This window comes from Gluconobacter sphaericus NBRC 12467 (assembly GCF_006539125.1).
GTDB classification, from domain to species: domain Bacteria; phylum Pseudomonadota; class Alphaproteobacteria; order Acetobacterales; family Acetobacteraceae; genus Gluconobacter; species Gluconobacter sphaericus.
Window position 1 is genome coordinate 127,357 of record NZ_BJMK01000005.1, and the last position, 23,483, is coordinate 150,839.

The 23,483-nt window shown below is 57.2% G+C and carries 34 protein-coding genes; all 34 read right to left on the reverse strand.

Translation table 11 applies throughout. The annotated features are described in order from the left end of the window. Nucleotides 1–55: 55 nt before the first annotated feature. The 34 genes from GSP01_RS05515 to rpoC all read right to left on the reverse strand — a co-directional run bounded on the left by GSP01_RS05515 (nt 56) and on the right by rpoC (nt 23,453). Nucleotides 56–226, reverse strand: a complete 171-nt coding sequence (locus tag GSP01_RS05515; RefSeq protein ID WP_141351558.1) for a DUF1328 domain-containing protein — start codon at nt 224–226, stop codon at nt 56–58. A gap of 61 nt (nt 227–287) precedes the next feature. After that, the gene (locus tag GSP01_RS05520) at nt 288–512 is read right to left on the reverse strand and encodes a hypothetical protein (RefSeq protein WP_141351560.1); all 225 of its coding nucleotides are present in this window, start codon (nt 510–512) and stop codon (nt 288–290) included. Nucleotides 513–618: 106 nt separating this feature from the next. Further along, nucleotides 619–1,929: an MFS transporter gene (locus tag GSP01_RS05525; RefSeq protein ID WP_141351561.1), complete on the reverse strand. Its 1,311-nt coding sequence runs from the start codon at nt 1,927–1,929 to the stop codon at nt 619–621. Nucleotides 1,930–2,267: 338 nt separating this feature from the next. After that, nucleotides 2,268–2,690 (reverse strand): 50S ribosomal protein L17, encoded by a 423-nt coding sequence (rplQ, locus tag GSP01_RS05530; protein WP_062496108.1) that lies wholly within the window; start codon nt 2,688–2,690, stop codon nt 2,268–2,270. Nucleotides 2,691–2,717: 27 nt separating this feature from the next. After that, a complete protein-coding gene (locus GSP01_RS05535) occupies nt 2,718–3,737 on the reverse strand; it encodes a DNA-directed RNA polymerase subunit alpha (protein ID WP_011251942.1) in 1,020 nt (339 codons plus the stop codon). A gap of 132 nt (nt 3,738–3,869) precedes the next feature. Further along, entirely contained in the window at nt 3,870–4,262 is a 393-nt protein-coding gene (gene rpsK / locus GSP01_RS05540; protein WP_011251943.1) for a 30S ribosomal protein S11, read from the reverse strand. Between the two features lie 57 nt (nt 4,263–4,319). Further along, nucleotides 4,320–4,697, reverse strand: a complete 378-nt coding sequence (rpsM, locus tag GSP01_RS05545) for a 30S ribosomal protein S13 (protein ID WP_141351563.1) — start codon at nt 4,695–4,697, stop codon at nt 4,320–4,322. A gap of 216 nt (nt 4,698–4,913) precedes the next feature. Next, a complete protein-coding gene (locus tag GSP01_RS05550) occupies nt 4,914–5,495 on the reverse strand; it encodes an adenylate kinase (RefSeq protein WP_141351565.1) in 582 nt (193 codons plus the stop codon). Further along, complete coding sequence (gene secY, locus GSP01_RS05555) at nt 5,492–6,865, reverse strand: preprotein translocase subunit SecY (protein ID WP_141351568.1); 1,374 nt, start codon at nt 6,863–6,865, stop codon at nt 5,492–5,494. The genes GSP01_RS05550 and secY overlap by 4 nt, the downstream gene beginning before the upstream one ends. Nucleotides 6,866–6,962: 97 nt before the next feature. Then, nucleotides 6,963–7,451, reverse strand: coding sequence for a 50S ribosomal protein L15 (gene rplO, locus GSP01_RS05560; RefSeq protein WP_141351570.1), 489 nt, complete (start codon nt 7,449–7,451; stop codon nt 6,963–6,965). 1 nt (nt 7,452) lies between these two features. Then, nucleotides 7,453–7,641, reverse strand: a complete 189-nt coding sequence (gene rpmD, locus GSP01_RS05565) for a 50S ribosomal protein L30 (RefSeq protein ID WP_011251948.1) — start codon at nt 7,639–7,641, stop codon at nt 7,453–7,455. Then, nucleotides 7,634–8,209: a 30S ribosomal protein S5 gene (rpsE, locus tag GSP01_RS05570; RefSeq protein WP_011251949.1), complete on the reverse strand. Its 576-nt coding sequence runs from the start codon at nt 8,207–8,209 to the stop codon at nt 7,634–7,636. The genes rpmD and rpsE overlap by 8 nt, the downstream gene beginning before the upstream one ends. Nucleotides 8,210–8,221: 12 nt before the next feature. Then, a complete protein-coding gene (rplR, locus tag GSP01_RS05575) occupies nt 8,222–8,584 on the reverse strand; it encodes a 50S ribosomal protein L18 (protein ID WP_011251950.1) in 363 nt (120 codons plus the stop codon). Further along, nucleotides 8,584–9,120: a 50S ribosomal protein L6 gene (rplF, locus tag GSP01_RS05580; protein WP_141351572.1), complete on the reverse strand. Its 537-nt coding sequence runs from the start codon at nt 9,118–9,120 to the stop codon at nt 8,584–8,586. The genes rplR and rplF overlap by 1 nt, the downstream gene beginning before the upstream one ends. A gap of 10 nt (nt 9,121–9,130) precedes the next feature. Beyond that, nucleotides 9,131–9,529, reverse strand: coding sequence for a 30S ribosomal protein S8 (rpsH, locus tag GSP01_RS05585; RefSeq protein ID WP_011251952.1), 399 nt, complete (start codon nt 9,527–9,529; stop codon nt 9,131–9,133). A gap of 12 nt (nt 9,530–9,541) precedes the next feature. Next, on the reverse strand, nt 9,542–9,847 hold the full coding sequence (gene rpsN, locus GSP01_RS05590) for a 30S ribosomal protein S14 (protein WP_011251953.1): 306 nt from the start codon (nt 9,845–9,847) through the stop codon (nt 9,542–9,544). A 132-nt stretch (nt 9,848–9,979) separates the two neighbouring features. After that, the gene (gene rplE / locus GSP01_RS05595) at nt 9,980–10,543 is read right to left on the reverse strand and encodes a 50S ribosomal protein L5 (RefSeq protein WP_062029307.1); all 564 of its coding nucleotides are present in this window, start codon (nt 10,541–10,543) and stop codon (nt 9,980–9,982) included. 11 nt (nt 10,544–10,554) lie between these two features. After that, a complete protein-coding gene (gene rplX / locus GSP01_RS05600) occupies nt 10,555–10,875 on the reverse strand; it encodes a 50S ribosomal protein L24 (protein ID WP_141351575.1) in 321 nt (106 codons plus the stop codon). Next, nucleotides 10,875–11,243 (reverse strand): 50S ribosomal protein L14, encoded by a 369-nt coding sequence (gene rplN / locus GSP01_RS05605; RefSeq protein ID WP_011251956.1) that lies wholly within the window; start codon nt 11,241–11,243, stop codon nt 10,875–10,877. The genes rplX and rplN overlap by 1 nt, the downstream gene beginning before the upstream one ends. Nucleotides 11,244–11,255: 12 nt before the next feature. Continuing rightward, entirely contained in the window at nt 11,256–11,528 is a 273-nt protein-coding gene (gene rpsQ, locus GSP01_RS05610; protein ID WP_062029305.1) for a 30S ribosomal protein S17, read from the reverse strand. 13 nt (nt 11,529–11,541) lie between these two features. Beyond that, on the reverse strand, nt 11,542–11,775 hold the full coding sequence (rpmC, locus tag GSP01_RS05615) for a 50S ribosomal protein L29 (protein WP_141351577.1): 234 nt from the start codon (nt 11,773–11,775) through the stop codon (nt 11,542–11,544). Then, nucleotides 11,775–12,191: a 50S ribosomal protein L16 gene (rplP, locus tag GSP01_RS05620; protein WP_011251959.1), complete on the reverse strand. Its 417-nt coding sequence runs from the start codon at nt 12,189–12,191 to the stop codon at nt 11,775–11,777. Before rplP ends, rpmC begins: the two co-directional genes overlap by 1 nt. A gap of 59 nt (nt 12,192–12,250) precedes the next feature. Further along, nucleotides 12,251–12,928 carry a 30S ribosomal protein S3 gene (rpsC, locus tag GSP01_RS05625; RefSeq protein WP_011251960.1) on the reverse strand — a complete coding sequence of 226 codons (678 nt, stop codon included), beginning with the start codon at nt 12,926–12,928 and terminating at the stop codon, nt 12,251–12,253. Between the two features lie 3 nt (nt 12,929–12,931). Beyond that, a complete protein-coding gene (gene rplV, locus GSP01_RS05630) occupies nt 12,932–13,360 on the reverse strand; it encodes a 50S ribosomal protein L22 (protein WP_011251961.1) in 429 nt (142 codons plus the stop codon). Nucleotides 13,361–13,362: 2 nt separating this feature from the next. Then, nucleotides 13,363–13,641 (reverse strand): 30S ribosomal protein S19, encoded by a 279-nt coding sequence (gene rpsS, locus GSP01_RS05635; protein WP_011251962.1) that lies wholly within the window; start codon nt 13,639–13,641, stop codon nt 13,363–13,365. 16 nt (nt 13,642–13,657) lie between these two features. Further along, nucleotides 13,658–14,488 carry a 50S ribosomal protein L2 gene (gene rplB, locus GSP01_RS05640; RefSeq protein WP_141351579.1) on the reverse strand — a complete coding sequence of 277 codons (831 nt, stop codon included), beginning with the start codon at nt 14,486–14,488 and terminating at the stop codon, nt 13,658–13,660. Nucleotides 14,489–14,504: 16 nt separating this feature from the next. Next, nucleotides 14,505–14,801 carry a 50S ribosomal protein L23 gene (locus GSP01_RS05645; protein ID WP_174787554.1) on the reverse strand — a complete coding sequence of 99 codons (297 nt, stop codon included), beginning with the start codon at nt 14,799–14,801 and terminating at the stop codon, nt 14,505–14,507. 41 nt (nt 14,802–14,842) lie between these two features. Further along, on the reverse strand, nt 14,843–15,457 hold the full coding sequence (gene rplD / locus GSP01_RS05650; protein WP_011251965.1) for a 50S ribosomal protein L4: 615 nt from the start codon (nt 15,455–15,457) through the stop codon (nt 14,843–14,845). 11 nt (nt 15,458–15,468) lie between these two features. After that, nucleotides 15,469–16,152, reverse strand: a complete 684-nt coding sequence (gene rplC, locus GSP01_RS05655; protein ID WP_041110841.1) for a 50S ribosomal protein L3 — start codon at nt 16,150–16,152, stop codon at nt 15,469–15,471. 10 nt (nt 16,153–16,162) lie between these two features. Continuing rightward, entirely contained in the window at nt 16,163–16,471 is a 309-nt protein-coding gene (gene rpsJ / locus GSP01_RS05660) for a 30S ribosomal protein S10 (RefSeq protein WP_007282720.1), read from the reverse strand. Between the two features lie 119 nt (nt 16,472–16,590). Then, nucleotides 16,591–17,781 carry an elongation factor Tu gene (gene tuf, locus GSP01_RS05665; protein WP_141351583.1) on the reverse strand — a complete coding sequence of 397 codons (1,191 nt, stop codon included), beginning with the start codon at nt 17,779–17,781 and terminating at the stop codon, nt 16,591–16,593. 115 nt (nt 17,782–17,896) lie between these two features. Continuing rightward, the gene (rpsG, locus tag GSP01_RS05670) at nt 17,897–18,373 is read right to left on the reverse strand and encodes a 30S ribosomal protein S7 (RefSeq protein ID WP_011251968.1); all 477 of its coding nucleotides are present in this window, start codon (nt 18,371–18,373) and stop codon (nt 17,897–17,899) included. A gap of 12 nt (nt 18,374–18,385) precedes the next feature. Beyond that, nucleotides 18,386–18,757 carry a 30S ribosomal protein S12 gene (gene rpsL, locus GSP01_RS05675; protein WP_011251969.1) on the reverse strand — a complete coding sequence of 124 codons (372 nt, stop codon included), beginning with the start codon at nt 18,755–18,757 and terminating at the stop codon, nt 18,386–18,388. A gap of 376 nt (nt 18,758–19,133) precedes the next feature. Next, nucleotides 19,134–23,453, reverse strand: a complete 4,320-nt coding sequence (rpoC, locus tag GSP01_RS05680; protein WP_141351586.1) for a DNA-directed RNA polymerase subunit beta' — start codon at nt 23,451–23,453, stop codon at nt 19,134–19,136. Between the last annotated feature and the right edge of the window lie 30 nt (nt 23,454–23,483).

Here is a 23,483-nt window from a genome sequence, read left to right on the forward strand (position 1 = left end):
AAAAGGGCGGGGCCATCGGCACCCGCCCTTTTCATATCCGCCTCGCCTTACGGAATCAGAGAGCCTGCAGTCCCGCAACACCTGCGAGAATGGCCAGAACTGCCAGCACAAGGAAGATGATGAAGAACAGCTTGGCGATCCCAGCCGTTGCGGCCGAAATACCAGAAAAGCCAAAAACACCGGCAATGATGGAAATGATAAAGAAAACAATCGCATAGTGCAGCATGACGCAGGCTCCTCGCCCAAGAGTTCGTGGTCATGTCGTAACGTGATGAGCTTGCGGAAGTTTAATTTTTCCGAAAAAGACCTTTTCCCAACAAAATCCCTATAAAAAACGAGACCATCAACCAGAACACTGGCTGATCCACCATCAAATCACTGACAAGTGCCTCAGTTTCTCTTGCAGCACTGGAAACTTTTTTCTCAAAACCGTTCATCCAGGGACAGGCGCTGGCATCGTCCTGCAACCGCCCTACTCCTGCCTCCAGATACTGTTCCAGATCGGCGTCCATAATTCTTCTCCTTGACATGACGAGCTCCCAACGCGGAAGGGGGCAGCCCGCCCCCGGACTGCCCCCTTCTTTTACAGCGTCAGGGCGATGACGGAATGCCCTGAACTCAGTGCCCAACCACTGGAGCGCTCTCGCCCCGTGCTGCAGCTTCTTCGCTATAGCGACGTGCTTCCGGCGAGATGGTCAGAGCCATCGTCATGCCAGCAGAGGCCAGGTAAATCACGGCAAAGGTCCAGATCACATACTGCATCCCCGGACCAAAGACAGCTTCACAGCCGGCCACGACTGCCGGACCAACCCAGGTAGACGCGCCAGCACCCAGACCCAGAATGGAGAGGGCAGCCGCTTTCTCGCGCGGGCAGATCTGCGGCATCAGGCCGGAGAGCGGAACGAAGGCCGCAACGGTCGCACCATAAAAAATGCCTGCAGCGGCCACAGCCCAGAAGTTTCCGGGGAACCACAGCGGCACATAATAGAACAACGGAATGGCGATAAAGCCGCCGATACCACCGAACACGGAGACAACCAAACGGTGCCCAAGGCTATCGGCAACCATCCCCGAAACGAGATTGAACAGGATGTTGCTCAGAAAAATAAGCGACAGCAGGTTCAGCCACTGCCCAAGAGAAAAGCCGAGATGGTCGACAAAAAACGCCGGCATGATCGCCAGGAACGCATATTCCGAAGACGTATCGATCACACGGACGATACCGGCAATCAGTGTCTTGGGCTCACGCCACATGATGCTCATGGAGCCAAAGAAAATGTCCTTGGTCGGAACATGGTCGGGCAGAAGGCGCTTCTTGCCGGTCGGCTCATGCGTAAACAACAGAGCAACAAGACCACCGATGATTACCAGCCCGAGGGAGCACCAGAAGGTTCGAAGCTCACCGATTTGCGGAATGGCAAAACGTGCGAACTGTGAACCAAGCGTCGGCAGGCCAGCGGAGAAGGAAAACCAAAACCAGCCTGCAGCTGAACCCAACATGGCGGTCGGCGTGGCGGCGGCGATCCAGACAAGGAAACCATACGCAAAGAGCGGATAGGCAAAACCACGAAGTGTATAGAAAAGCAGGATCATCGGTCCGCTGTTGGGTCCAAGACCCAGAGACAGGAAGCCCACTTCAAGAATGGTCCACAGGATGAGACCAAGCCACATGACTTTCTTCGGCCCCATGAGATCGGAAAGAGGCCCGGAGAACCAGGCGGCGATCATCACGGTAATGCCGTAGAAAGTAAACATTTCGTTCACGAAACCCTGCGTATGGCCGTGATGAAGCATGTAGGTATCGAGATACCCCGCCTCCACGCCATCACCGACCATAAACAGGAGCTGTCCCACAAATGCCCAGAACAGAGCTCTGGGTATCCCAAGGGCTTCCGCAAGCCCGTGCTTGGGGGGGGAAGATTCGGACATTATAACGCTCTCCAAACGCTTGACGCATCACGAACCCATCCAGGCCTCATTGCCAGGATACATATTCGATGCGTCGTGGCAGGCCCTACGAGAGTGCTCGGACCTGTTTCTCAGAATTGTGCAGCCCCACCGCAAAGAACGACGAACGTTCTCCAAAAAGGGCGGGAACCATTCCCGTAAGGAAACGGAATTTCACGCTGTCCCGACAAAGGACAGGAATGGGTCTGCAAAGAGTGAGGACTGCATATCACACAACATCGCGGGAAAGAAACCACGAATCAAAAAAGGCCGGGGCATTCCTGCCCCGGCCTTTTTTCAAAGCTTCGAAAACAGGAGCCTTAGGCGGCTTCCTGCTCCTCTGCAACGTTCTGTTTCGGTCCGCTATCCTGGCCCTTTGCAGCGACATCACGATCAATCAGTTCGATCACGGCCATATCGGCATTGTCGCCATAACGAACGCCAGCCTTCAGAACGCGGGAGTAACCACCGGCACGTCCCTTGTAGCGCTCAGCAACAGCCGAGAACAGCTTCGTCACTACAGCGTCGTCACGAAGCTGTGCGAAAGCCTGACGACGGGCGTGCAGATCGCCACGCTTGCCGAGCGTGATCAGCTTCTCGACCACCGGGCGAAGTTCCTTCGCCTTCGGCAGCGTCGTCGTGATCTGCTCGTGCTTGATGAGAGCCACGGCCATGTTGCGGAACATGGCAGCGCGGTGAGAAGAGGTGACATTGAGCTTACGCCCGCTCACACCATGACGCATTGCTAGTTTTCCTTACCTTGAAAGTTCTCAGAACGTCTCGTCGAGACGCTTGGCCAGATCCTCGATGTTCTCGGGCGGCCAGGCCGGGACGCTCATGCCGAGCGACAGCCCCATACCGGTGAGAACTTCCTTGATCTCGTTGAGCGACTTGCGCCCGAAATTAGGCGTGCGGAGCATTTCCTGTTCGGACTTCTGCACCAGATCGCCAATATAGACAATGTTGTCGTTCTTGAGGCAGTTGGCGCTACGCACCGACAGCTCGAGCTCGTCAACCTTGCGAAGAAGATTGCGGTTGAACGGCAGGTCATCCTGCGGCTCTTCATGCTGGACCGGACGCGGCTCATCGAAGTTGATGAACAGCTGCAGCTGGTCCTGAAGAATCCGGGCTGCGAGAGCCAGGCTGTCTTCCGGAGTCACCGCACCGTTGGTCTCGACCGTCAGCAGCAGCTTGTCATAGTCAGTAACCTGACCGACACGCGTCTGCTCGATCTTGTAGGAAACCCGACGCACCGGCGAATAGATCGCGTCGATGGGAATCAGGCCAATCGGGGCATCTTCCGGACGGTTTGCTGCTGCTGCAACATAGCCCTTGCCCATATTGACTGTGAATTCCATGCCGAGCTTCACACCGTCATCAAGCGTGCAGATCACGAGATCAGGATTCATGATCTCGATGTCATGACCCGCCTGGATCTGGCCAGCCGTCACTTCACCTGGGCCCGTAGCCGTCAGGATCATGCGCTTGGGGCCTTCACCATGCATGCGCAGAGCAAGCTGCTTGACGTTCAGGACGATGTCCGTGACGTCTTCGCGAACACCCGGCACGGCAGAGAACTCGTGCAGCACGCCATCGATCTGAATGGCGGTCACGGCAGCGCCCTGCAGCGACGACAGCAGAATACGACGCAATGCGTTACCGAGCGTCATGCCGAAGCCGCGTTCCAGAGGCTCGGCCACGACAGTGGCGATGCGCGAGGCAACCGGTCCGGGCTCGACTTCAAGCTTCTCCGGCTTGATGAGGGACTGCCAGTTTTTCTGGAGAACCAAGGTCGTGGCCTTTCAAACAACGAAGCACGCCAAGGGAAATTGGCGGCACCTGGGCCCGCACCAGAGGTGCGGCAAAAGATGCAATCACTTACAAATGCTGCGTATCGCGCGCGATACGCAGCAAAGCATCACTCAGACGCGACGACGCTTCCGGGGACGGCAGCCATTGTGCGGCACGGGCGTCATGTCGCGGATGGACGTAATGTTGAACCCTACGGCCTGAAGGGCACGGAGAGCGCTTTCACGCCCCGAACCCGGACCGGAGACCTCGATCTCAAGCGTTTCCATGCCATGCTCGCGTGCCTTGCGGCCGGCGTCTTCTGCAGCAACCTGAGCAGCATACGGCGTGGACTTACGGGAGCCTTTGAAGCCCTGCGCACCCGACGACGACCAGGCAATCGCGTTGCCCTGTGCGTCAGAAATGGTGATCATGGTATTGTTGAACGTGGAAAGCACGTGAGCAACACCGGAAATGATATTTTTGCGTTCCTTTTTACGGATACGCGGAGCAGCGGCCTTGGCCATGAGAGAGGTCGTCCTAAAAGTTTAACGAAAAACGTCGATAAAGATGTCAGACGCAGATTAGCGTGTGACCTTCTTCTTGCCGGCAATCGCCACTGCCTTGCCCTTGCGGGTACGGGCATTGGTGTGCGTGCGCTGACCGCGGACCGGCAGGCCACGACGGTGACGAAGGCCACGGTAGCAACCGAGGTCCATCAGACGCTTGATGTTCATTGCGGTCTCGCGACGGAGGTCGCCTTCAACGCGCAGTTCGGAATCGATCAGCTCGCGGATCTTCACGATTTCATCGTCAGACAGCTCGTTGACGCGCTTAGCATCGGGGATTTCGAGCTTGCTGCAGATGGACTGCGCTGTCGACGGGCCGATGCCGTAGACATAACGCAGGGCAATGACGACCCGCTTGTTGGTCGGAATGTTTACGCCGGCAATACGTGCCACGCCTGTTACTCCCATTGGAACGGCTCAAGGCCGTACCAGACTGTTACGTGCCCGGCCATGGCCAGGTCGATTATCTCGCAGCCGGACCTGTCACCTGCCGATTCCGGCAAGCTCACAGACGGTCTGACTGCACCTGTGTCGAGGGCGCGCAATATACTGCCCACCCTACCTGAGTCAAATGATAGGGATCACTTTTTCGTGATTCTATCAGAATGGTCAGTGTTTCTGTACTGTCGCGACGATGGCATCGATCTCTTTACCAACGCTCTCAACATCTTTCATGCCGTCGACATGCAACAGGCGCCCGGCCTTCTCATAATAAGGAAGGATGGGAGCGGTCTGCTTGCGATAGACATCCAGCCGGGCACGGACCACATCGGGATTGTCATCCGGACGTCTCGTACCATCTTCGCCGCGACGGCTGGCGATCCGCTCCACGAGTTCTTCTTCGTTGACGTCTAGAAGGATAACGGCATCGATCGTCAGACCGCGCTGAGACAGCATGGCATCCAGCGCCTCAGCCTGACTTTCGGTTCGCGGGAAACCATCGAGAATAAAGCCCTGCTCGCAGTCCGGCTGTGCAATCCGGTTCTCGATCATGGCGACAATAATCGGATCTGGAACAAACTGCCCCTTCTCCATGATTGCCTTGGCTTCGTTGCCAATCGCCGAACCCGCAGCAACTTCCGCCCGCAGCATATCGCCAGTGGAAATCTGCTTAAAGCCATAGAAAGCTTCAAGACGTTTGGCCTGGGTTCCCTTGCCTGCTCCCGGGGGACCAAGAAGAATGATGTTCATCGACGCTTTGAGCCTCCCGGAATGCCACCACGGGAACCGCGGCTACGCTGTTTGCGGATCAAGCCCGAATACTGGTGTGCCACCAGATGGGACTGAACCTGTGTTACCGTATCAATCGTGACTGACACGATAATGATCAGACTGGTTCCACCAAAATAGAACGGCACGTTATATTTGCTGATCAAAATCTGCGGCAACAGACAGACCACCACGAGGTACATTGCACCGATCGCCGTCAGACGGGACAAGATCTTGTCGAAATACGTTGCGGTGCTTGCGCCTGGGCGAATACCTGGAATGAAGCCTCCTTGCTTGCGCAGGTTTTCCGCCGTTTCCTCGGGATTGAACGTGATCGCCGCATAGAAATAAGAGAAGAACAGGATCATCGCTGCATAGAACAGCATGTACAGAGGCTGTCCCTGCCCCAGCTGCTGACCAAGAACCGAAAGCCATCCCGGCATCGAATGCCCGTTCATGAAGCCGGAGATAGTCACCGGAATCAGAAGAACGGAAGACGCAAAAATCGGTGGAATGACACCGGCCGTATTGACCTTCAGTGGCATGTGAGTGGAGTCACCACCAAAAATACGGTTTCCAACCTGGCGTTTCGGATACTGGATCACGACGCGACGCTGTGCCTGTTCCATAAAGACGATGAAGCCAATAACAGCAATCGCCAGAACAAGGAAGATCACAACGAAAATGGGCGAAAGCGCCCCCGTCCGGCCAAGCTCAAAAAGACTGGCAAGAGCATGCGGCAGATTCGCCACGATACCGGCGAAAATGATGAGGGAAATCCCGTTCCCAACACCTCGGGACGTGATCTGCTCTCCAAGCCACATCAGGAACATCGTGCCGCCCACAAGCGTCACGACACAGGATGCAATAAAGAACATCCCCGGGGCCACCACAGCATTCGCACCATGCGCCGTCATATTCTCAAGCCCTACGGCAATGCCATAGGCCTGAAAAAGAGCGATGAAAACCGTAAGATAGCGCGTGTACTGATTGAGCTTCTTACGACCCGCCTCACCTTCCTTCTTCATTGCTTCCATGGACGGAAGCGCCGTGGAAAGAAGCTGGATGATGATCGAGGCACTGATATACGGCATAATGTTCAGCGCGAACACGGTCATACGCCCAAGCGCACCACCCGTGAACATGTCAAACATTCCTAGGATACCACCCTGATGCTGGGCCAGAAGCTGCCCCATCACAGTCGCATCAACGCCAGGAACCGGAATATACGTACCAAGCCGATAGACGATCAGCGCACCCAAGGTAAACCAGATGCGCTTCTTGAGTTCGATCGCCTTGGAAAACGAACTCATATTGAGATTGGCGGCGAGCTGCTCTGCTGCGGAAGCCATCCACCTGTCCTTTCATGAAAACAGCGTCGCCGCACGAGAGCACGGGACGCTGTTCACTATCCAACCCTATTCCAGGCCGAAGCCCGGAGAAGAAATATCAGGCGTCAGCCTGAGCTTCCTTCTTGGTTTCGAGCACCTTGACGGTACCGCCAGCCTTCTCAACCGCAGCCAAAGCCGCAGCGGAAGCGCTAGCCACTTCGATGGTCACGCCATGCGAAAGCTCACCATGGGCAAGAAGACGGACACCGGCCAGCTTGCTGCCGTTAACGAGACCAGCCTTGCGCAGGGCCTCCTCATTGACGGTTGCAGCCTTGTCCAGCTTTCCGCTTTCGATGGCCTTGGAGATCGCACCGAGGTTCACCGGAGCATATTCCTTGCGGAAAATGTTCACGAAGCCACGCTTCGGCATACGACGATACAGCGGAAGCTGACCACCCTCGAAGCCGTTGAGGGAGACACCCTCACGAGCTTTCTGACCCTTGACGCCACGGCCAGACGTCTTGCCCTTACCGGACCCGATGCCGCGTCCGAGACGCTTCTTGCGGTAACGAGAGCCCTCGTTATCGCGCAGTTCGTTGAGGTTCATTTCAACCCTCCACCTTGATGAGGTGGGCAACCTTGCGGATCATTCCACGCACGGCCGGAGTATCCTCCAGCGTACGCGTGGAACCAATTCCACGCAGGCCAAGACCGGTGATGGTCTCAGCCTGGCCCGGTTTACGACCGATGACCGATGCGATCTGCGTAACCTGGACGGTCTTGCCATTCTCAGCCATTTGTCACCTCCGCTTCTGTCTGACCCTGCTCGCGCTTGCCAAACAGTTCTGCAGCCTTCTTGCCGCGACGGGAAGCAACATGACGCGGGCTACTGGCCTTCTCAAGCGCAGCGAAGGTCGCCTTGATCATATTGTGCGGGTTCCGCGTGCCGAGGCTCTTGGCCACAACGTCGTTGACGCCGAGGCTTTCAAACACTGCACGCATCGGGCCACCAGCAATGATACCCGTACCAGCTTCAGCCGCACGAACAACAACCTTGCCGGCACCGTAGTGACCGAACGTATCATGATGAAGGGTACGCCCTTCCTTCATCGGTACGCGGATCATCGTGCGCTTTGCGCGCTCGGTTGCCTTGCGGATTGCCTCGGGAACTTCACGGGCTTTGCCCGCACCGTAACCAACGCGCCCCTTCTGGTCACCAACAACCACGAGGGCGGCGAACGCAAAACGGCGACCACCCTTCACAACTTTGGCGACACGGTTGATGGTTACGAGCTTATCGACCAGATCATCGCCCTGCTCGCGCTCACGACCACCACGGCCGCCTTCTCTTGGCTCACGTGCCATGTGTGATCCTCCTTAGAACGAGAGTCCGCCCTCACGGGCAGCCTCTGCCAGGGCTTTGACCCGGCCATGATACAGATAAGAGCCGCGGTCGAACACGACGGTCTTGACGCCAGCTGCAACGCCGCGCTCGGCAATCAGCTTACCGATAACCGTAGCCGCAGACACGTCGGCGCCGGTCTTGCCAGCGTCGCGGAGCGTCTTTTCCAGCGTGGAAGCACTGGCAAGTGTGCGGCCCTGTGCATCGTCGATGATCTGGGCGTGAATGTGCTTGCTAGAACGGAAGACCGACAAACGCGGCCGGCCGCCGCTCTTGCGACGAAGCTGGAAGCGAAGCCGCTGACGGCGACGTTCCTGCAATCCTTGCTGCGATGCCATTACTTCTTCTTACCTTCCTTACGACGCAGAACCTCGGTCTCGTACCGAACACCCTTGCCCTTGTAAGGCTCGGGCTTGCGGAAGCTGCGGATATCGAGCGCAACCTGACCAACGCGCTGCTTATCGTTACCTTCAACAACGATTGCGGTCGGACGCGGAGTGGTGATCTTGATGCCTGCCGGAATCGGATAGACAACATCGTGTGAGAAACCGAGATTCATCACCAGGTTAGAGCCCTGAACAGCAGCACGGAAACCCGTACCCTGAATTTCAAGCCCCTTGGAGAAGCCATCGGACACGCCCTTGACCGTATTGGCGATCAGAGCGCGGGTCGTTCCCCACATGGTCCAGTTTTCACGAGAGCGACGACCGATAGGAGCAACGGAAACGTTGCTGCCCTCAATCTTGACTTCCACGTGACGGGACACCGGAACGGTCAGTTCGCCGAGCTTACCCTTGGCCTTAAAAAAGCCATCAGCCACGGAAACCTGCACGCCAGCCGGAACTTCGACGGGATATTTACCTACGCGAGACATGCGACCCTCCTTAGAAGACGCGGCAGAGGACCTCGCCGCCAACGTTGGCAGCGCGAGCCTCGACGTCCGACAGGACGCCACGCGGGGTGGACAGGATCGACACACCAAGGCCGGCATAAACGCGCGGAAGTTCCTTGATCTTCGAGTAGACGCGACGGCCGGGCTTGGAAACGCGATGGATTTCCTTAATGACCGGCTGGCCTTCTACATACTTCAGCTCGATACGGAGCTGCGCAACACCCTTGCGGAGCTCTTCAGCAGCGAAGCCACGGATGTAGCCTTCACGCTTCAGTGCCTCCAAAACGCTTGCGCGCAGCTTGGATGCAGGCGCAACGCAGACAGCATGACGGGCACGCTGCGCATTGCGGATCCGGGTCAGCATATCGCCCAGTGGATCAGACAAAGACATTCGATCTACCCTTTACCAGCTCGACTTAACCATGCCAGGAATCTGGCCGGCGGAGGCAAGATCACGCAGAGCAATACGGCTCAGTTCGAACTTGCGATAGTTGGCACGAGGGCGACCAGAAAGCTTACAACGCAAACGGACGCGGGTCGCAGATCCATTCCGCGGCATCTGGGCCAGCTTAAGAGTCGCATCAAAGCGGTCTTCAACCGACAGTGTACGATCCTTGATGATGTTCTTGAGAGCGGTCCGCTTTTCCTTATCGCGCTTCACCAGGGCAGCGCGATGGTTATTACGGTTTACCGCTGAGACCTTCGCCATCTCGAATTTTCTCCCGGAACCTGTCAGGCCTATCCCGACGGTTTTCCAATCAGCGTGTCTATAAAGGAAAGCGGCCTTCCAATGGAAGGCCGAATCCTGATTTTAACCGTGATCGGTCTGAAAAATTATGGATCAGCCGTTGAACGGCAGATCAAAGGCCTTCAGCAGGGCCTTTGCTTCAGCATCAGACTTGGCGCTGGTCACGAAAATGATGTCCATACCGCGAACGGCATCGATCTTGTCATACTCGATCTCAGGAAACACGATCTGTTCCTTGATGCCCATGGCAAAATTGCCATGCCCATCAAAGCCCTTGTTTGCCGGCAGGCCGCGGAAATCGCGGATACGCGGCATAGCGATCGTCACCAGACGGTCAAGAAACTCGTACATGCGGGCACGACGAAGCGTGACCTTGCAGCCAATGGGGAGACCTTCACGGATCTTGAAGCCGGCAATAGCCTTGCGAGCAAGGGTCTTGACAGGCTTCTGACCCGAAATCACGGTCATTTCCGCAAAAGCAGCATCAAGCTTCTTCTGGTCACCAGCGGCTTCACCAACACCCATGTTCAGCACGATCTTCTCGAGCTTAGGAACCTGGAGTTCATTGGCATAGCCAAACTGCTCACGAAGCTGCTTCTTCAGCACTTCTTCGTAGCGCTGGTGCAGACGCGGCAAGGCGTTCTTCTGTTCGCTCATTGTTGCGTTCCTCAGCCTTCGATCACTTCGCCGGTTGCCTTGGCAACACGAACCTTGCGACCGTCTTCCAGAATACGGAAGCCAACACGCGTCGGCTTGCCGCTCTTCGGATCAACCAGCTTCAGGTTCGAAAGATGAATCGGCATTTCACGCTCGACGATTCCACCTTCTCCGCCAGCACGGTTGGGCTTCGTGTGACGCTTTGCAATAGCTACGCCGCGCACAACAGCCTTCTCGGCCTTCGGCATAACAGCGAGAACTTCACCACGAACACCACGGGACTTGCCGGAGAGGACCAGAACCTGGTCACCCTTCTTGATACGAGCAGCCATTACAGCACCTCCGGAGCCAGCGAGATGATCTTCATGAACTTGCGCGCACGCAGCTCACGAACCACCGGGCCAAAGATACGCGTACCAATCGGCTCCTGCTGCTTGTTCAGAAGAACAGCGGCATTCTTGTCGAAACGAATGGCGGAGCCATCTGCGCGACGAACCGGGTAAGAGGTGCGGACGATAACGGCCTGATGGACGTCACCCTTCTTCACCTTGCCGCGGGGAATTGCTTCCTTGACGGACACGACAATGACGTCGCCGACCGAGGCAGTCTTCCGCTTGGAGCCGCCCAGCACCTTGATGCACTGCACCCGACGTGCCCCCGAATTATCGGCGACGTCCAGGTTGGTCTCGGGATGAATCATGTGCCTACCCCCTTATGCGCTAACGGAAGAGGATGCTGAAGCCAGCTCCTCACCGTTGCGCGACACGACAGACCACGTCTTGCGCTTAGAGATCGGTGCGCATTCTTCGATGCGAACCAGATCACCCGTCTGGCAGACGTTTTCTTCGTCATGAGCCGCGTACTTCTTGGAGCGGCGAATAAACTTTTTGTAGAGCGGGTGCATGATGCGACGATCAACAAGAACGGTAACCGTCTTGTCCATCTTGTCGCTCGTGACCCGACCCGTCAGGACGCGCCTTGGCATCGTCCGTCTCCTCTCAGGACTTAGCGGCGGACGTTTTGGCGCCCGCACGGTTCTTCGATGTGTGAGCCAGTGTCTTGATACGTGCAACTGCACGACGCACGACCTTGACGCGGCTTGTGTTCTCCGACTGCCCGGTGGCAGCTGAAAAACGATAGTTGATCTGTTCGCGCTTGAGATCGAGCAGAAGAGCGTTCAGCTCGTCCTCGCTCTTCGCGCGCAGATCGGCAGGCTTGTACGTGTCGGCCATTACGCGTCTCCGATACGCTGAACGAACTTGGTCTTGATCGGAAGCTTTGCAGCACCCAGGCTCAGGGCCAACTTAGCGACCTCAGGCGGAACGCCTTCGATCTCGAACAGGATACGACCCGGCTTGACACGTGCGGCCCAGTACTCGGGGTTACCCTTACCGGAGCCCATACGCACTTCTGCAGGCTTTGTCGAGACCGGAGTATCCGGAAAAATACGAATCCACACACGACCAGCACGCTTCATGGCACGCGTGATCGCACGACGGGAGGCTTCGATCTGGCGAGCGGTGATCCGCTCCGGCTCCAGCGCCTTCAGGCCGAAGGCACCGAAGTTGAGCTGGGTTCCGCTTTTCGCCAGACCGTGAATGCGGCCCTTGTGGGCCTTACGAAACTTTGTCCGCTTCGGGGAAAGCATGTTGTTAAATCCTCAAATCAGCACCAGCAATGAAACTGTGAGCTTTCGCTCACAGTCTCTTAGCGCTGGGGAGCCTGCTCCGCAGCACGACGATCCTGTGCCAGCGGGTCATGAGCCAGGATCTCACCCTTGAAGATCCATACCTTCACACCGCAGGTACCATACGTTGTCTTGGCAGTTGCCGTACCGTAATCGATGTCGGCGCGAAGCGTATGCAGGGGAACGCGTCCCTCACGATACTTTTCGGCACGAGCAATTTCAGCACCACCCAGACGACCACCACAGGTGATCCGAATGCCCTGGGCACCAAGACGCATTGCCGACTGAATTGCGCGCTTCATGGCACGACGGAAAGCAACACGACGTTCCAGCTGCTGAGCGATGTTCTCGGCAACGAGAGTCGCATCGATTTCGGGCTTGCGGATCTCGACGATGTTCAGCGCCACATCGGTCTTCGCCATACGGCTCAGTTCCTTGCGGAGCGCGTCGATGTCTTGACCCTTCTTGCCGATCACGACGCCCGGACGGGCGGCGTAGATGGTCACGCGGGGCTTCTTGGCCGGACGCTCGATAACAACGCGGGACACGCCTGCGCCGGAGAGCTTGCGACGCAGGAATGCACGAAGCTTCAGGTCTTCATGCAGCAGACGTGCGTAATCTTGACCGGCGTACCAGCGGCTGTCCCAGGTACGGTTGACGCCGAGCCGAAGCCCGATCGGATTGACCTTGTGTCCCATGGATCAGGCTGCCTTCTGCTCTTTGTTGGTTCCGCGAGACGGCTTCGTCTCTTCCGGTGCTTCTGCACGCTCGGCAACAACAATCTTCAGGTGGCTGAAGAACTTCTCGACGCGAGCGGAACGGCCACGGCCACGGGCGTGGAAACGCTTCATGACGATGGACTTGCCCACTTCTGCCGTCTTGACCACCAGCTGATCGACATCGAGCTGGTGGTTATTCTCAGCGTTGGCCACAGCGCTCTCAAGAGTCTTCTTGACCTGCTGCGCGATACGACGACGCGAGAAGGTCAGAGCGGCGATAGCCTTGTCAGCCGGCTGGTTGCGGATCATTGCGGCGACCAGGTTCAGCTTACGCGGGCTGACGCGGATATTGCGGGCAACTGCCTGCGCTTCCGTATCAGCGAGCGTGCGGATGTGCTTCGGCTTGCTCATTTTCAGCCCCGCTTCGACTTCTTGTCAGAGCCATGACCGGTGTAGGTCCGCGTAGGTGAAAACTCACCAAACTTGTGACCGACCATGTTCTCCGTGACCTGCACTGGCAGGAACTTGTGACCATTATAGACGCCGAACGTAAGTCCAACGAACTGCGGAAGGATCGTCGAACGACGCGACCAGATTTTGATCACTTCATTACGACCAGAAGCGCGGGACGCTTCAGCCTTACCGAACAGATACCCGTCAACGAACGGGCCCTTCCAGACGGAACGTGCCATCTCTGTTTGCCCCCTCTTACTTGCCGGACTTACGGCGACGGATGATCAAACTATCCGTCTTTTTGTTAACACGCGTCTTGTAACCCTTGGTCGGAACACCCCACGGGGTAACCGGATGGCGGCCACCAGAGGTACGACCTTCACCACCACCATGCGGATGGTCGACCGGGTTCATGACAACGCCACGGTTGTGCGGACGACGCCCAAGCCAGCGGGAACGACCGGCCTTGCCCATGTGCTGGTTCATGTTGTCCGGGTTGGACACCGCACCAACAGTTGCCATACATTCACCGCGAACAAGACGCAGCTCACCAGACTGCAGCTTGATCTGAGCGTAACCGGCGTCTTTGCCAACCAGCTGGGCATAGGTGCCCGCGGAGCGTGCCAGCTTGCCACCAGCGCCCTGCTTCAGCTCGATGTTATGCACGATCGTTCCGACCGGCATTGCACCCAGCGGCATGGCGTTGCCGGGCTTGACGTCGGTGTGAGCGCCGGAGATGACGCGATCGCCAACCTTCACGCGCTGCGGAGCAAGAATGTAGGCGAGTTCGCCATCTTCATACTTGATCAGCGCGATAAACGCCGTGCGGTTCGGGTCGTATTCGAGACGCTCGACCGTTGCGGCCACATCGAACTTGCGACGCTTGAAGTCAACATAACGATAGGACTGCTTGTGCCCGCCGCCACGGAAACGAACCGTGGTACGACCATGATTGTTACGGCCGCCAGACTTATTCTTGCCTTCCGTAAGCTGCTTGACCGGCTTGCCCTTGAAGAGTTCGCTGCGATCAATCAGCACGGTGCCGCGTGTGCTTGGCGTCGTGGGATTAAAGTGCTTGAGTGCCATGGTATCCTACCCCGCGTCAGCCCAGCTTGGCTGTAAGGTCAATGGATTGACCTTCAGCAAGCTGTACATACGCCTTCTTGATGTCCGAGCGACGGCCGGGACGACCCTTGACGCGCTTGACCTTACCCTTCTGGACCAGCGTGTTCACGCCGGCAACCTTTACATTGAAGAGCTTTTCAACCGCAGCCTTGATCTGAGGCTTCGTCGCACCGAGAGCGACCTTGAACACCACCTGGTTACGCTCGGAAAGAAGCGTCGCCTTTTCGGTGATCAGCGGTGCACGGACCACGTCGTACAGGGCTTCCTGCGACATGTTCTGTGCCGTCTTGTGTGCGTTCATGACGGTATTGGTGGTCATGCCAGACGCTCCTTAAGACCCTCAAGACCTGCGCGGGTGATGACCAGCACGTCGTGGTTGAGGATGTCATAGACGTTTGCACCAATGGTCGGCAGAACGTCGATCTTAGGCAGATTAGCGATTGCGCGAGCGAACTGCTCATCAACAGCGCCATCAACGATCAGCGCGGACGTCCAACCCAGGGCCTTGATCTTCGCTGCGGCTTCACGGGTCTTGGTGACACCGTTGGCTGCATCGAGAACGATCAGCTTGCCCTCGGCTGCCTTCTGCGACAGGGCACAGATCAGGCCAAGACGACGGACCTTCTTGGGAAGATCATAGCCGTGGTCGCGAACGACCGGGCCATGGACAACACCGCCCGTACGGAACTGCGGCGCACGCAGGGAGCCCTGACGGGCAGAACCCGTGCCCTTCTGGCGATAAGGCTTCTTGGTCGTGCCAGAAATCTCACCCATGCCCTTCGTACGGTGCGTACCGGCGCGGCGCTTTGCGAGCTGCCAGTGCACAACACGTGCCATGATGTCAGAGCGCGGAGTGACCGCGAAAATCTCTTCCGGAAGCGCGACAGAGCCTGCGCTACCGTTATCGAGGGTCTTGATATCGTATTCCATGCCCCTCGTCCTCAACCGGCGGCCGCCACTGTTGCTGCCGGGTACGGCGCATCAGCATGGCGAGCCTTCTTGATTGCATCGCGAATCAGCACAAGGCCGTTCTTCGCACCAGGAATTGCACCCCTGACCATGATCAGGTTGCGCTCTTCATCCACGGCAGCGATCTCAAGGTTCAGCGTGGTAACACGCTCGTCACCCATGTGACCTGCCATCTTCTTTCCCTTGAAGACCTTGCCAGGATCCTGGCGCTGGCCCGTAGAACCATGGGAACGGTGGCTGATGGAGACGCCGTGGGACGCTTCAAGACCTGCGAAGTTATGACGCTTCATAACACCCGCAAAACCCTTGCCCTTGCTCTGGCCCGTGACGTCAACTTTCTGCCCCACAACGAAGTGAGCAGCGGACAGCTTGGTTCCAGCTTCCAGCAGGGCGTCTTCAGAGACGCGGAACTCTGCCAGATGCTTCTTTGGCTCGACCTTGGTCCGGGCGAAATGGCCACGGTTCGCCTTGGTGACATTCTTCACCTTGGCATTACCAAGTCCGAGCTGAATGGCGGTATAGCCATCACGCTCGTTCGTGCGGGCATCCACAACCTCGACATTGTCAAGGTGAAGGACCGTCACAGGCACATGCGTGCCATCTTCCTTAAACAGCCGGGTCATTCCCAGCTTCTTTGCAATCAATCCGGTTCGCATCGTCTGGACCTTAGAGTTTGATCTCGACGTCCACGCCAGCGGCGAGGTCGAGCTTCATGAGGGCGTCCACGGTCTGCGGGGTCGGCTCGACGATGTCGAGCAGCCGGCGGTGAGTCCGAATTTCGAACTGTTCGCGGCTTTTCTTATCCACGTGTGGCGAGCGGTTCACCGTGAACCGTTCGATATGCGTCGGCAGCGGGATCGGACCCCGAACCCGCGCACCCGTACGCTTCGCCGTGTTTACGATTTCCTTCGTGCTGTTGTCGAGCACGCGATGATCGTACGCCTTAAGGCGAATGCGGATGTTCTGGTTGTCCATGTTCTTAATCGTCCAACTCAAAAATTCGGGTGTCGTCCTACTACCATTGCCCCTGAAAGGGAACCCCGGCCAGATAAAATCTGACCGGGGCTGTCAAAGCCAACGGCTAAACGCAGGACTTAGGCGGTGATGGCGGAAACCACACCTGCACCCACGGTACGGCCACCTTCGCGAATAGCGAAGCGCAGGCCTTCGTCCATGGCGATCGGAGCAATCAGCTCGACGTCCATAGCGATGTTATCACCCGGCATGACCATTTCCGTACCTTCCGGCAGGGTGACAACACCCGTGACGTCTGTCGTACGGAAATAGAACTGAGGGCGATAGTTCGTGAAGAACGGCGTGTGACGACCGCCCTCTTCCTTCGTGAGGATATAAGCCTCAGCCTTGAAGTTTTTGTGCGGCGTAATGGAGCCGGGCTTTGCCAGAACCTGACCACGCTCGACTTCTTCACGCTTCGTACCACGGATCAGCGCACCAATGTTGTCGCCAGCCTCACCGCGATCAAGAAGCTTACGGAACATCTCAACGCCCGTGCAGGTCGTCTTAATGGTGTCCTTAAGACCAACAATCTCAACTTCGTCACCGACGTTGATCACGCCGCGCTCAACACGCCCCGTGACCACCGTACCACGACCCGAGATCGAGAACACGTCTTCGATCGGCATCAGGAACGGACGATCAACCGGACGCTCCGGCTGCGGGATGTAAGCGTCGACCTGCGTCATCAGCTCGAGAACGCGATCTTCACCAATTGCTGCGTCGCCATCTTCCAGCGTAACAAGGGCGGAACCCTTGACGATGGGGATATCGTCACCCGGGAACTGATAGGAAGACAGGAGCTCACGAACTTCCATCTCCACGAGCTCAAGCAGCTCCGGATCATCAACCTGGTCAACCTTGTTCAGGAACACAACCAGAGCCGGAACGCCGACCTGACGAGCAAGCAGGATATGCTCACGCGTCTGCGGCATCGGGCCATCAGCAGCGGAAACGACGAGAATCGCGCCGTCCATCTGTGCTGCACCCGTGATCATGTTCTTCACGTAGTCAGCATGACCCGGGCAGTCGACGTGAGCATAGTGACGGTTGGCCGTCTCATACTCAACGTGAGCCGTAGAAATGGTAATGCCACGAGCACGCTCTTCAGGAGCCTTGTCGATCTGATCGTAGGCGCTGAACGTTGCGCCACCGGACTTTGCCAGCACCTTGGTGATTGCAGCAGTCAGCGAGGTCTTGCCGTGATCGACGTGACCGATGGTGCCGATGTTGCAGTGCGGCTTCGTCCGCTCGAATTTAGCCTTTGCCATCGTCTTTCTCCAAAACCCCGCCCCACCTGGAACGGGAGTAAGACTGAAAGTTCAAACCAGTCAGTGCACGATCCTGAGATCGACACACCGCCGGAAGCCCTTTAACCGGTTCTGATTACCAGCGATAGTGGCTGAATGCCTTGTTGGCTTCAGCCATGCGATGCGTGTCTTCGCGCTTCTTGACAGCGGAGCCACGGTTGTTGACCGCATCCATCAGTTCGTTAGACAGACGCTCCTGCATCGTGTTCTCGCCACGCTTGCGGGAGGCATCGATCAGCCAGCGGATCGCAAGAGCCTGACGGCGCTCGGCGCGGACCTCAACCGGAACCTGATAGGTTGCACCACCGACGCGACGCGAGCGGACTTCAACCGCAGGCTTCACGTTGTCCAGAGCCGAGTGGAACATGGCCACCGGATCTGCAGTCGTGCCACCGCGACGGCGCATGACTTCGAGAGCACCGTAAACGATGCCCTCGGCAGTGGATTTTTTACCATCGTACATCAGCGCATTCATGAAGCGCGTAATAACGACGTCTCCGAACTTCGGATCGGGAAGGATCTCGCGCTTTACAGCGCGGTGACGGCGACTCATTCCAAATACCTCTTACTTCGGACGCTTCGCGCCATACAGCGAACGGCGCTGACGACGCTTGGCGAGACCCTGTGTATCAAGCACACCACGTAGGATGTGATAACGGACACCAGGAAGATCCTTCACGCGGCCACCACGGATCAGAACAACACTGTGCTCCTGAAGGTTGTGGCCTTCACCCGGAATGTAGCTCACGACCTCATACCCGTTGGTCAGACGCACCTTGGCGACCTTACGCAGAGCGGAGTTCGGCTTCTTCGGCGTTACGGTATACACACGCGTGCAAACGCCGCGCTTCTGCGGGCAGCCCTGCAGTGCGGGGACCTTGTTCCGCTTTGCGGCCGGCTCACGGCCGTTCGCGATCAACTGGTTGATGGTCGGCATGCGCCCTTCCCAATCCTTGTCCTATTTCAGACAGCAACATTACTGTTTCTGTCGTGACATTTGTTCCAACCGACATGCGGTAGGACCGCCTGCCATTTCCACATCGTGAAAAAGAAACAGCGTAAACTGCTCCCTTCTCTCTTTAGCGTGCGGCCTTGGCATTTCCTCCTAAAGAGGATAGCGGCACCGCATGCGATTCTTTAAACTTCGACGGCTTTTTCAGCCTTCCAAGAAGGCAGGAGCCGAGGGCGCGGAACCTACGAAGGGTTCGACGCTAAGTCAAGTGGTTCAGCCGAAATGACCCGATTCTGCAAAGAAAGTTTCCGGAATCGGGCGGCTCGAATCCCCGCTTCATTCAAAAGCGGGGATTCCTTTCTCATTCCGCTGCGTCTTCGACGGCCTTCGGAGACGCTCCACCAACACGCTGACGGTCCTGACTGGCAGCAATGCTCCGGAGACGGTTCATCACACTGCCGGTTCCTGCCGGGATCAAACGTCCGACAATCACGTTCTCCTTAAGACCATTGAGCGTATCCACCTTACCTGACGTTGCCGCATCCGTAAGGACACGCGTTGTCTCCTGGAAGGAGGCCGCCGAGATGAAGGACTGCGTCTGCAGGGACGCCTTGGTGATACCTTGCAGAACCGGCATAGCCTTTGCCGGCGTATCCCCGTTCTCCATGAGACGCTGGTTTTCACCCTCGTACTCGATACGGTCCACCGTCTCACCGATCAGGTAGGTTGAGTCACCCGGCTCAAGGATTTCCACCTTCTGCAGCATCTGGCGAACAATGACTTCGATGTGCTTGTCATTAATTTTCACGCCCTGCAGTCGATAGACATCCTGGATCTCGTTGACGAGATAGTCGGACAGCGCCTCGACGCCCATGACCTTGAGAATGTCATGCGGCACGCGCGGACCATCGACCAGCGGATCGCCCTTCTGGACAAAGTCGCCTTCCTGAACAGAAACGTGCTTGCCCTTCGGAATGAGATACTGGGTCTCTTCACCCGTCTCGTCGTTCTTGACGATGACGCAGCGCTTGGACTTGTAATCCTTCCCGAATTCGATACGGCCTTCGCCTTCGGCGATGATCGCATGATCCTTCGGACGACGTGCTTCAAACAGTTCTGCCACGCGCGGCAGACCACCTGTAATATCACGCGTCTTGGAGCCTTCACGAGGAATACGAGCCAGAACGTCACCGGCGTTGACCTCCGCTCCGTTCTCCACCGACAGAATACTGTCCGGAGAGAGGAAGTAACGGGCGTCATTGCCATTGGCCAGCTTGACCACGTTGCCGGAAGCATCCTTGAGCTGCAGGCGCGGACGCAGATCTACACCCTTTGCAGCCTGCTTGTAGTCAACAACGACCTTCGAGCTCAAGCCCGTGACTTCATCCATGCGCTCCACGAGCGTGATGCTATCGATCAGGTCGAGATACTCGACGGTACCAGCCTGCTCAGTGATGATCGGCAGGGTGTACGGGTCCCACTCGGCCATCTTTTGTGCCCGCGTCACCGCTTCGCCTTCCGAGACCATCAGACGCGCACCGTAAGGCACACGGTAGCGGGCACGTTCCACACCGTTTTCGTCGGTCAGCAGGATCTCGCAGTTACGCGACATCACGACCAGAACCTTCTGCGAGTTCTCAACGACGTTGCGGTTCTTGATCGTCACGATGCCATCGCGTGACGCTTCGACCATAGACTGCTCGGCACCACGCGTTGCCGCACCACCAATATGGAAGGTACGCATTGTCAGCTGGGTACCCGGCTCACCGATGGACTGGGCAGCGATAACGCCGACAGCCTCACCGATGTTAACCGGAGTACCTCGGGCCAGATCACGCCCATAGCAGTGACCGCAGATGCCGACACGACTATCACAAGTCAGGACAGAGCGGATATCGACACTTTCCACACCAGCCTTTTCGATGAGCTCGGCCTCGGCTTCCTCGATCAGCGTATTACGCGGCAGGATGACATCCTGCGTCACCGGATGGACCACATCCTTGGACAAGGTACGACCCAGAATACGCTCGGACAGAGAAGCAACGACTTCGCCGCTATCCATAACTGCACGGACTGTCAGACCACGTTCCGTACCGCAATCCGGCTCCACAATGATGCAGTCCTGAGCCACATCGACGAGACGACGCGTCAGATAACCCGAATTCGCGGTCTTCAGCGCCGTATCGGCGAGGCCCTTACGGGCACCATGGCTGGACGTAAAGTAATCAAGAACCGACAGACCTTCCTTGAAGTTCGCGATAATCGGCTGCTCGATGATCTCGCCCGAAGGCTTCACCATCAGACCGCGCATACCGGCGAGCTGCTTCATCTGGGCCGGCGACCCACGAGCACCGGAGTGGCTCATCATCCAGACCGAGTTCGTCGGCTTACCGATAACCTGCTTGGAGATCTCCTTGAGCATCGCAGCCTGAACTTCGTCCGTGCAGCGTGACCAGGCATCAACCACCTTGTTGTAGCGCTCACCAGCCGTGATCAGACCATCCTGATACTGCTGCTCGAACTCCTTGACCTCCTCCGAAGTCTTGCCAACCAGAGTTGCCTTAGCTTCAGGAATGATCATGTCATCCTTGCCAAAGGAAATGCCGGCGCGAGCCGCGTGACGGAAACCAAGCCCCATCAGGCGGTCACAGAAAATCACGGCTTCCTTCTGACCACAGTGACGATAGACCGTGTCAATCACGTCGGACACGTTCTTCTTCGTCAACTGCTTGTTGATCAGGCTGAAAGGAATGGCCTGGTGTTTCGGCAAAATCTGCGCAATCAACGCGCGACCCGGCGTCGTCACGATCGTCTGACGGACCGACTTGCCGTCTGCATCGATCGTCTGCAGACGCAGACGGATCTTGTCATGCAGCTTCAACGAATCCGAAAGCATAGCGCTCTCGATTTCAGCAACATCCGAGTAAGCCGGCGGAGCTGCCGTGACGATCTTACCATCCTTGATGACAGCTTCGTCAGGTGCCTCGCGATATTCCGGCACTTCGAGGCTTAGGTAATACAGACCCAGAACAATATCCTGAGACGGCACGATGATCGGCTTACCGTTCGCCGGGCTGAGGATGTTGTTCGTGGACATCATCAACACGCGGGCTTCAAGCTGAGCTTCAAGCGACAGCGGCACGTGAACGGCCATCTGGTCACCATCGAAGTCGGCGTTAAACGCGGTGCAGACCAGCGGATGAAGCTGGATGGCCTTGCCTTCGATCAGCGTCGGCTCAAACGCCTGAATACCGAGACGGTGGAGCGTCGGCGCACGGTTCAGCATGACCGGATGCTCGCGGATCACCTCTTCGAGGATATCCCAGACTTCCGGACGCTCTTTCTCCACCATGCGCTTTGCAGCCTTAATGGTGGTGGCGTGACCATACTTTTCGAGCTTCGAATAGATGAACGGCTTGAACAGCTCCAGCGCCATCTTCTTCGGAAGACCACACTGATGCAGCTTCAGTTCCGGACCGACCACGATCACCGAACGGCCAGAATAGTCGACGCGCTTTCCGAGCAGGTTCTGACGGAAACGTCCCTGCTTGCCCTTCAGCATGTCGGACAGCGACTTCAACGGACGCTTGTTGGCACCCGTGATGGCGCGGCCACGACGGCCGTTATCGAACAGGGCGTCAACAGCTTCCTGCAGCATGCGCTTTTCATTGCGAACAATGATGTCCGGCGCACGCAACTCGATCAGCCGCTTGAGACGGTTGTTACGGTTGATGACACGACGATACAGGTCGTTCAGATCGGACGTCGCGAAACGACCGCCATCCAGTGGCACCAGCGGACGCAGCTCCGGCGGGATGACCGGAACGATGTCCATGATCATCCAGTCCGGACGCGAACCGCTTTCCACGAAGGCTTCAACCAACTTCAGACGCTTGACGAGCTTCTTGCGCGCAGCTTCCGAAGTGGCTTTGCGCAGCTTCTTGCGCATCATGGTCTTTTCGGAATCGCCCTCCATGACGTCAGCATCATAGTCGAACGGATCCGGCAGGCCCTTTTCCTTTGCTGCGAGGCTCAGGTCGCGTTCCTGGTCGTTCGGAATACCCCAGTCATAGCTGGACAGAGCACGCTTGATGGCTTCCGCACCGATTCCAACATCGATACCCGCGTCGGGATATTCATCAAGCAAGTCTTCGCAGCGGATTTCATCCAGCAGGTACTGATCGCGCTTCTTGCCGTTCTTGTACGAGTCGATCTGATCGGATTCACAGACACCCTTGTCGAGCACCAGGAACTTCTCGAAATATAGAACCGGCTCTACGTCCTTGAGCGGCAAATCCAGCATCGTGGCGATGCGGCTCGGCAGGGACTTCAGGAACCAGATATGTGCAACAGGGGAAGCCAGTTCGATATGGCCCATGCGCTCACGGCGCACCTTCGCCAGCGTGACTTCCACACCGCATTTTTCGCAAACAATACCACGGAACTTCATCCGCTTGTACTTGCCGCAAAGGCACTCGTAATCCTTGATCGGACCAAAGATACGAGCACAGAACAGACCGTCACGCTCAGGTTTGAACGTCCGGTAGTTGATGGTCTCCGGCTTCTTGATTTCGCCGTAAGACCATGACCGCACCTGCTCGCTGGAGGCAAGCTGGATCTTGATCTGGTCGAAGGTCACCGACTGGCCGGTCTGACCCAGGATCTTCATGAGTTCGTTCATGCGCCGAAACCCCAATGTGTACCGCGGCGT

Bases quoted from the DNA above. Each gene is read 5' to 3' on its own strand.
- GSP01_RS05515 (WP_141351558.1), bottom strand. From the start codon at position 226: ATGCTGCACTATGCGATTGTTTTCTTTATCATTTCCATCATTGCCGGT.
- GSP01_RS05520 (WP_141351560.1), bottom strand. From the start codon at position 512: ATGGACGCCGATCTGGAACAGTATCTGGAGGCAGGAGTAGGGCGGTTG.
- GSP01_RS05525 (WP_141351561.1), bottom strand. From the start codon at position 1,929: ATGTCCGAATCTTCCCCCCCCAAGCACGGGCTTGCGGAAGCCCTTGGG.
- rplQ (WP_062496108.1), bottom strand. From the start codon at position 2,690: ATGCGTCATGGTGTGAGCGGGCGTAAGCTCAATGTCACCTCTTCTCAC.
- rpsK (WP_011251943.1), bottom strand. From the start codon at position 4,262: ATGGCCAAGGCCGCTGCTCCGCGTATCCGTAAAAAGGAACGCAAAAAT.
- GSP01_RS05550 (WP_141351565.1), bottom strand. From the start codon at position 5,495: ATGAACATCATTCTTCTTGGTCCCCCGGGAGCAGGCAAGGGAACCCAG.
- secY (WP_141351568.1), bottom strand. From the start codon at position 6,865: ATGGCTTCCGCAGCAGAGCAGCTCGCCGCCAATCTCAATATGAGTTCG.
- rplO (WP_141351570.1), bottom strand. From the start codon at position 7,451: ATGAACCTCAACGAACTGCGCGATAACGAGGGCTCTCGTTACCGCAAG.
- rpmD (WP_011251948.1), bottom strand. From the start codon at position 7,641: ATGGCTGAGAATGGCAAGACCGTCCAGGTTACGCAGATCGCATCGGTC.
- rpsE (WP_011251949.1), bottom strand. From the start codon at position 8,209: ATGGCACGTGAGCCAAGAGAAGGCGGCCGTGGTGGTCGTGAGCGCGAG.
- rplR (WP_011251950.1), bottom strand. From the start codon at position 8,584: ATGGCATCGCAGCAAGGATTGCAGGAACGTCGCCGTCAGCGGCTTCGC.
- rplF (WP_141351572.1), bottom strand. From the start codon at position 9,120: ATGTCTCGCGTAGGTAAATATCCCGTCGAAGTTCCGGCTGGCGTGCAG.
- rpsH (WP_011251952.1), bottom strand. From the start codon at position 9,529: ATGTCTTTGTCTGATCCACTGGGCGATATGCTGACCCGGATCCGCAAT.
- rpsN (WP_011251953.1), bottom strand. From the start codon at position 9,847: ATGGCGAAGGTCTCAGCGGTAAACCGTAATAACCATCGCGCTGCCCTG.
- rplE (WP_062029307.1), bottom strand. From the start codon at position 10,543: ATGAGCGAACAGAAGAACGCCTTGCCGCGTCTGCACCAGCGCTACGAA.
- rplX (WP_141351575.1), bottom strand. From the start codon at position 10,875: ATGGCTGCTCGTATCAAGAAGGGTGACCAGGTTCTGGTCCTCTCCGGC.
- rplN (WP_011251956.1), bottom strand. From the start codon at position 11,243: ATGATTCATCCCGAGACCAACCTGGACGTCGCCGATAATTCGGGGGCA.
- rpsQ (WP_062029305.1), bottom strand. From the start codon at position 11,528: ATGCCAAGGCGCGTCCTGACGGGTCGGGTCACGAGCGACAAGATGGAC.
- rpmC (WP_141351577.1), bottom strand. From the start codon at position 11,775: ATGGCCGACACGTACAAGCCTGCCGATCTGCGCGCGAAGAGCGAGGAC.
- rplP (WP_011251959.1), bottom strand. From the start codon at position 12,191: ATGCTTTCCCCGAAGCGGACAAAGTTTCGTAAGGCCCACAAGGGCCGC.
- rpsC (WP_011251960.1), bottom strand. From the start codon at position 12,928: ATGGGACACAAGGTCAATCCGATCGGGCTTCGGCTCGGCGTCAACCGT.
- rplV (WP_011251961.1), bottom strand. From the start codon at position 13,360: ATGAGCAAGCCGAAGCACATCCGCACGCTCGCTGATACGGAAGCGCAG.
- rpsS (WP_011251962.1), bottom strand. From the start codon at position 13,641: ATGGCACGTTCCGTCTGGAAGGGCCCGTTCGTTGACGGGTATCTGTTC.
- rplB (WP_141351579.1), bottom strand. From the start codon at position 14,488: ATGGCACTCAAGCACTTTAATCCCACGACGCCAAGCACACGCGGCACC.
- GSP01_RS05645 (WP_174787554.1), bottom strand. From the start codon at position 14,801: ATGTCGCAGGAAGCCCTGTACGACGTGGTCCGTGCACCGCTGATCACC.
- rplD (WP_011251965.1), bottom strand. From the start codon at position 15,457: ATGGAATACGATATCAAGACCCTCGATAACGGTAGCGCAGGCTCTGTC.
- rplC (WP_041110841.1), bottom strand. From the start codon at position 16,152: ATGCGAACCGGATTGATTGCAAAGAAGCTGGGAATGACCCGGCTGTTT.
- rpsJ (WP_007282720.1), bottom strand. From the start codon at position 16,471: ATGGACAACCAGAACATCCGCATTCGCCTTAAGGCGTACGATCATCGC.
- tuf (WP_141351583.1), bottom strand. From the start codon at position 17,781: ATGGCAAAGGCTAAATTCGAGCGGACGAAGCCGCACTGCAACATCGGC.
- rpsG (WP_011251968.1), bottom strand. From the start codon at position 18,373: ATGAGTCGCCGTCACCGCGCTGTAAAGCGCGAGATCCTTCCCGATCCG.
- rpsL (WP_011251969.1), bottom strand. From the start codon at position 18,757: ATGCCGACCATCAACCAGTTGATCGCGAACGGCCGTGAGCCGGCCGCA.
- rpoC (WP_141351586.1), bottom strand. From the start codon at position 23,453: ATGAACGAACTCATGAAGATCCTGGGTCAGACCGGCCAGTCGGTGACC.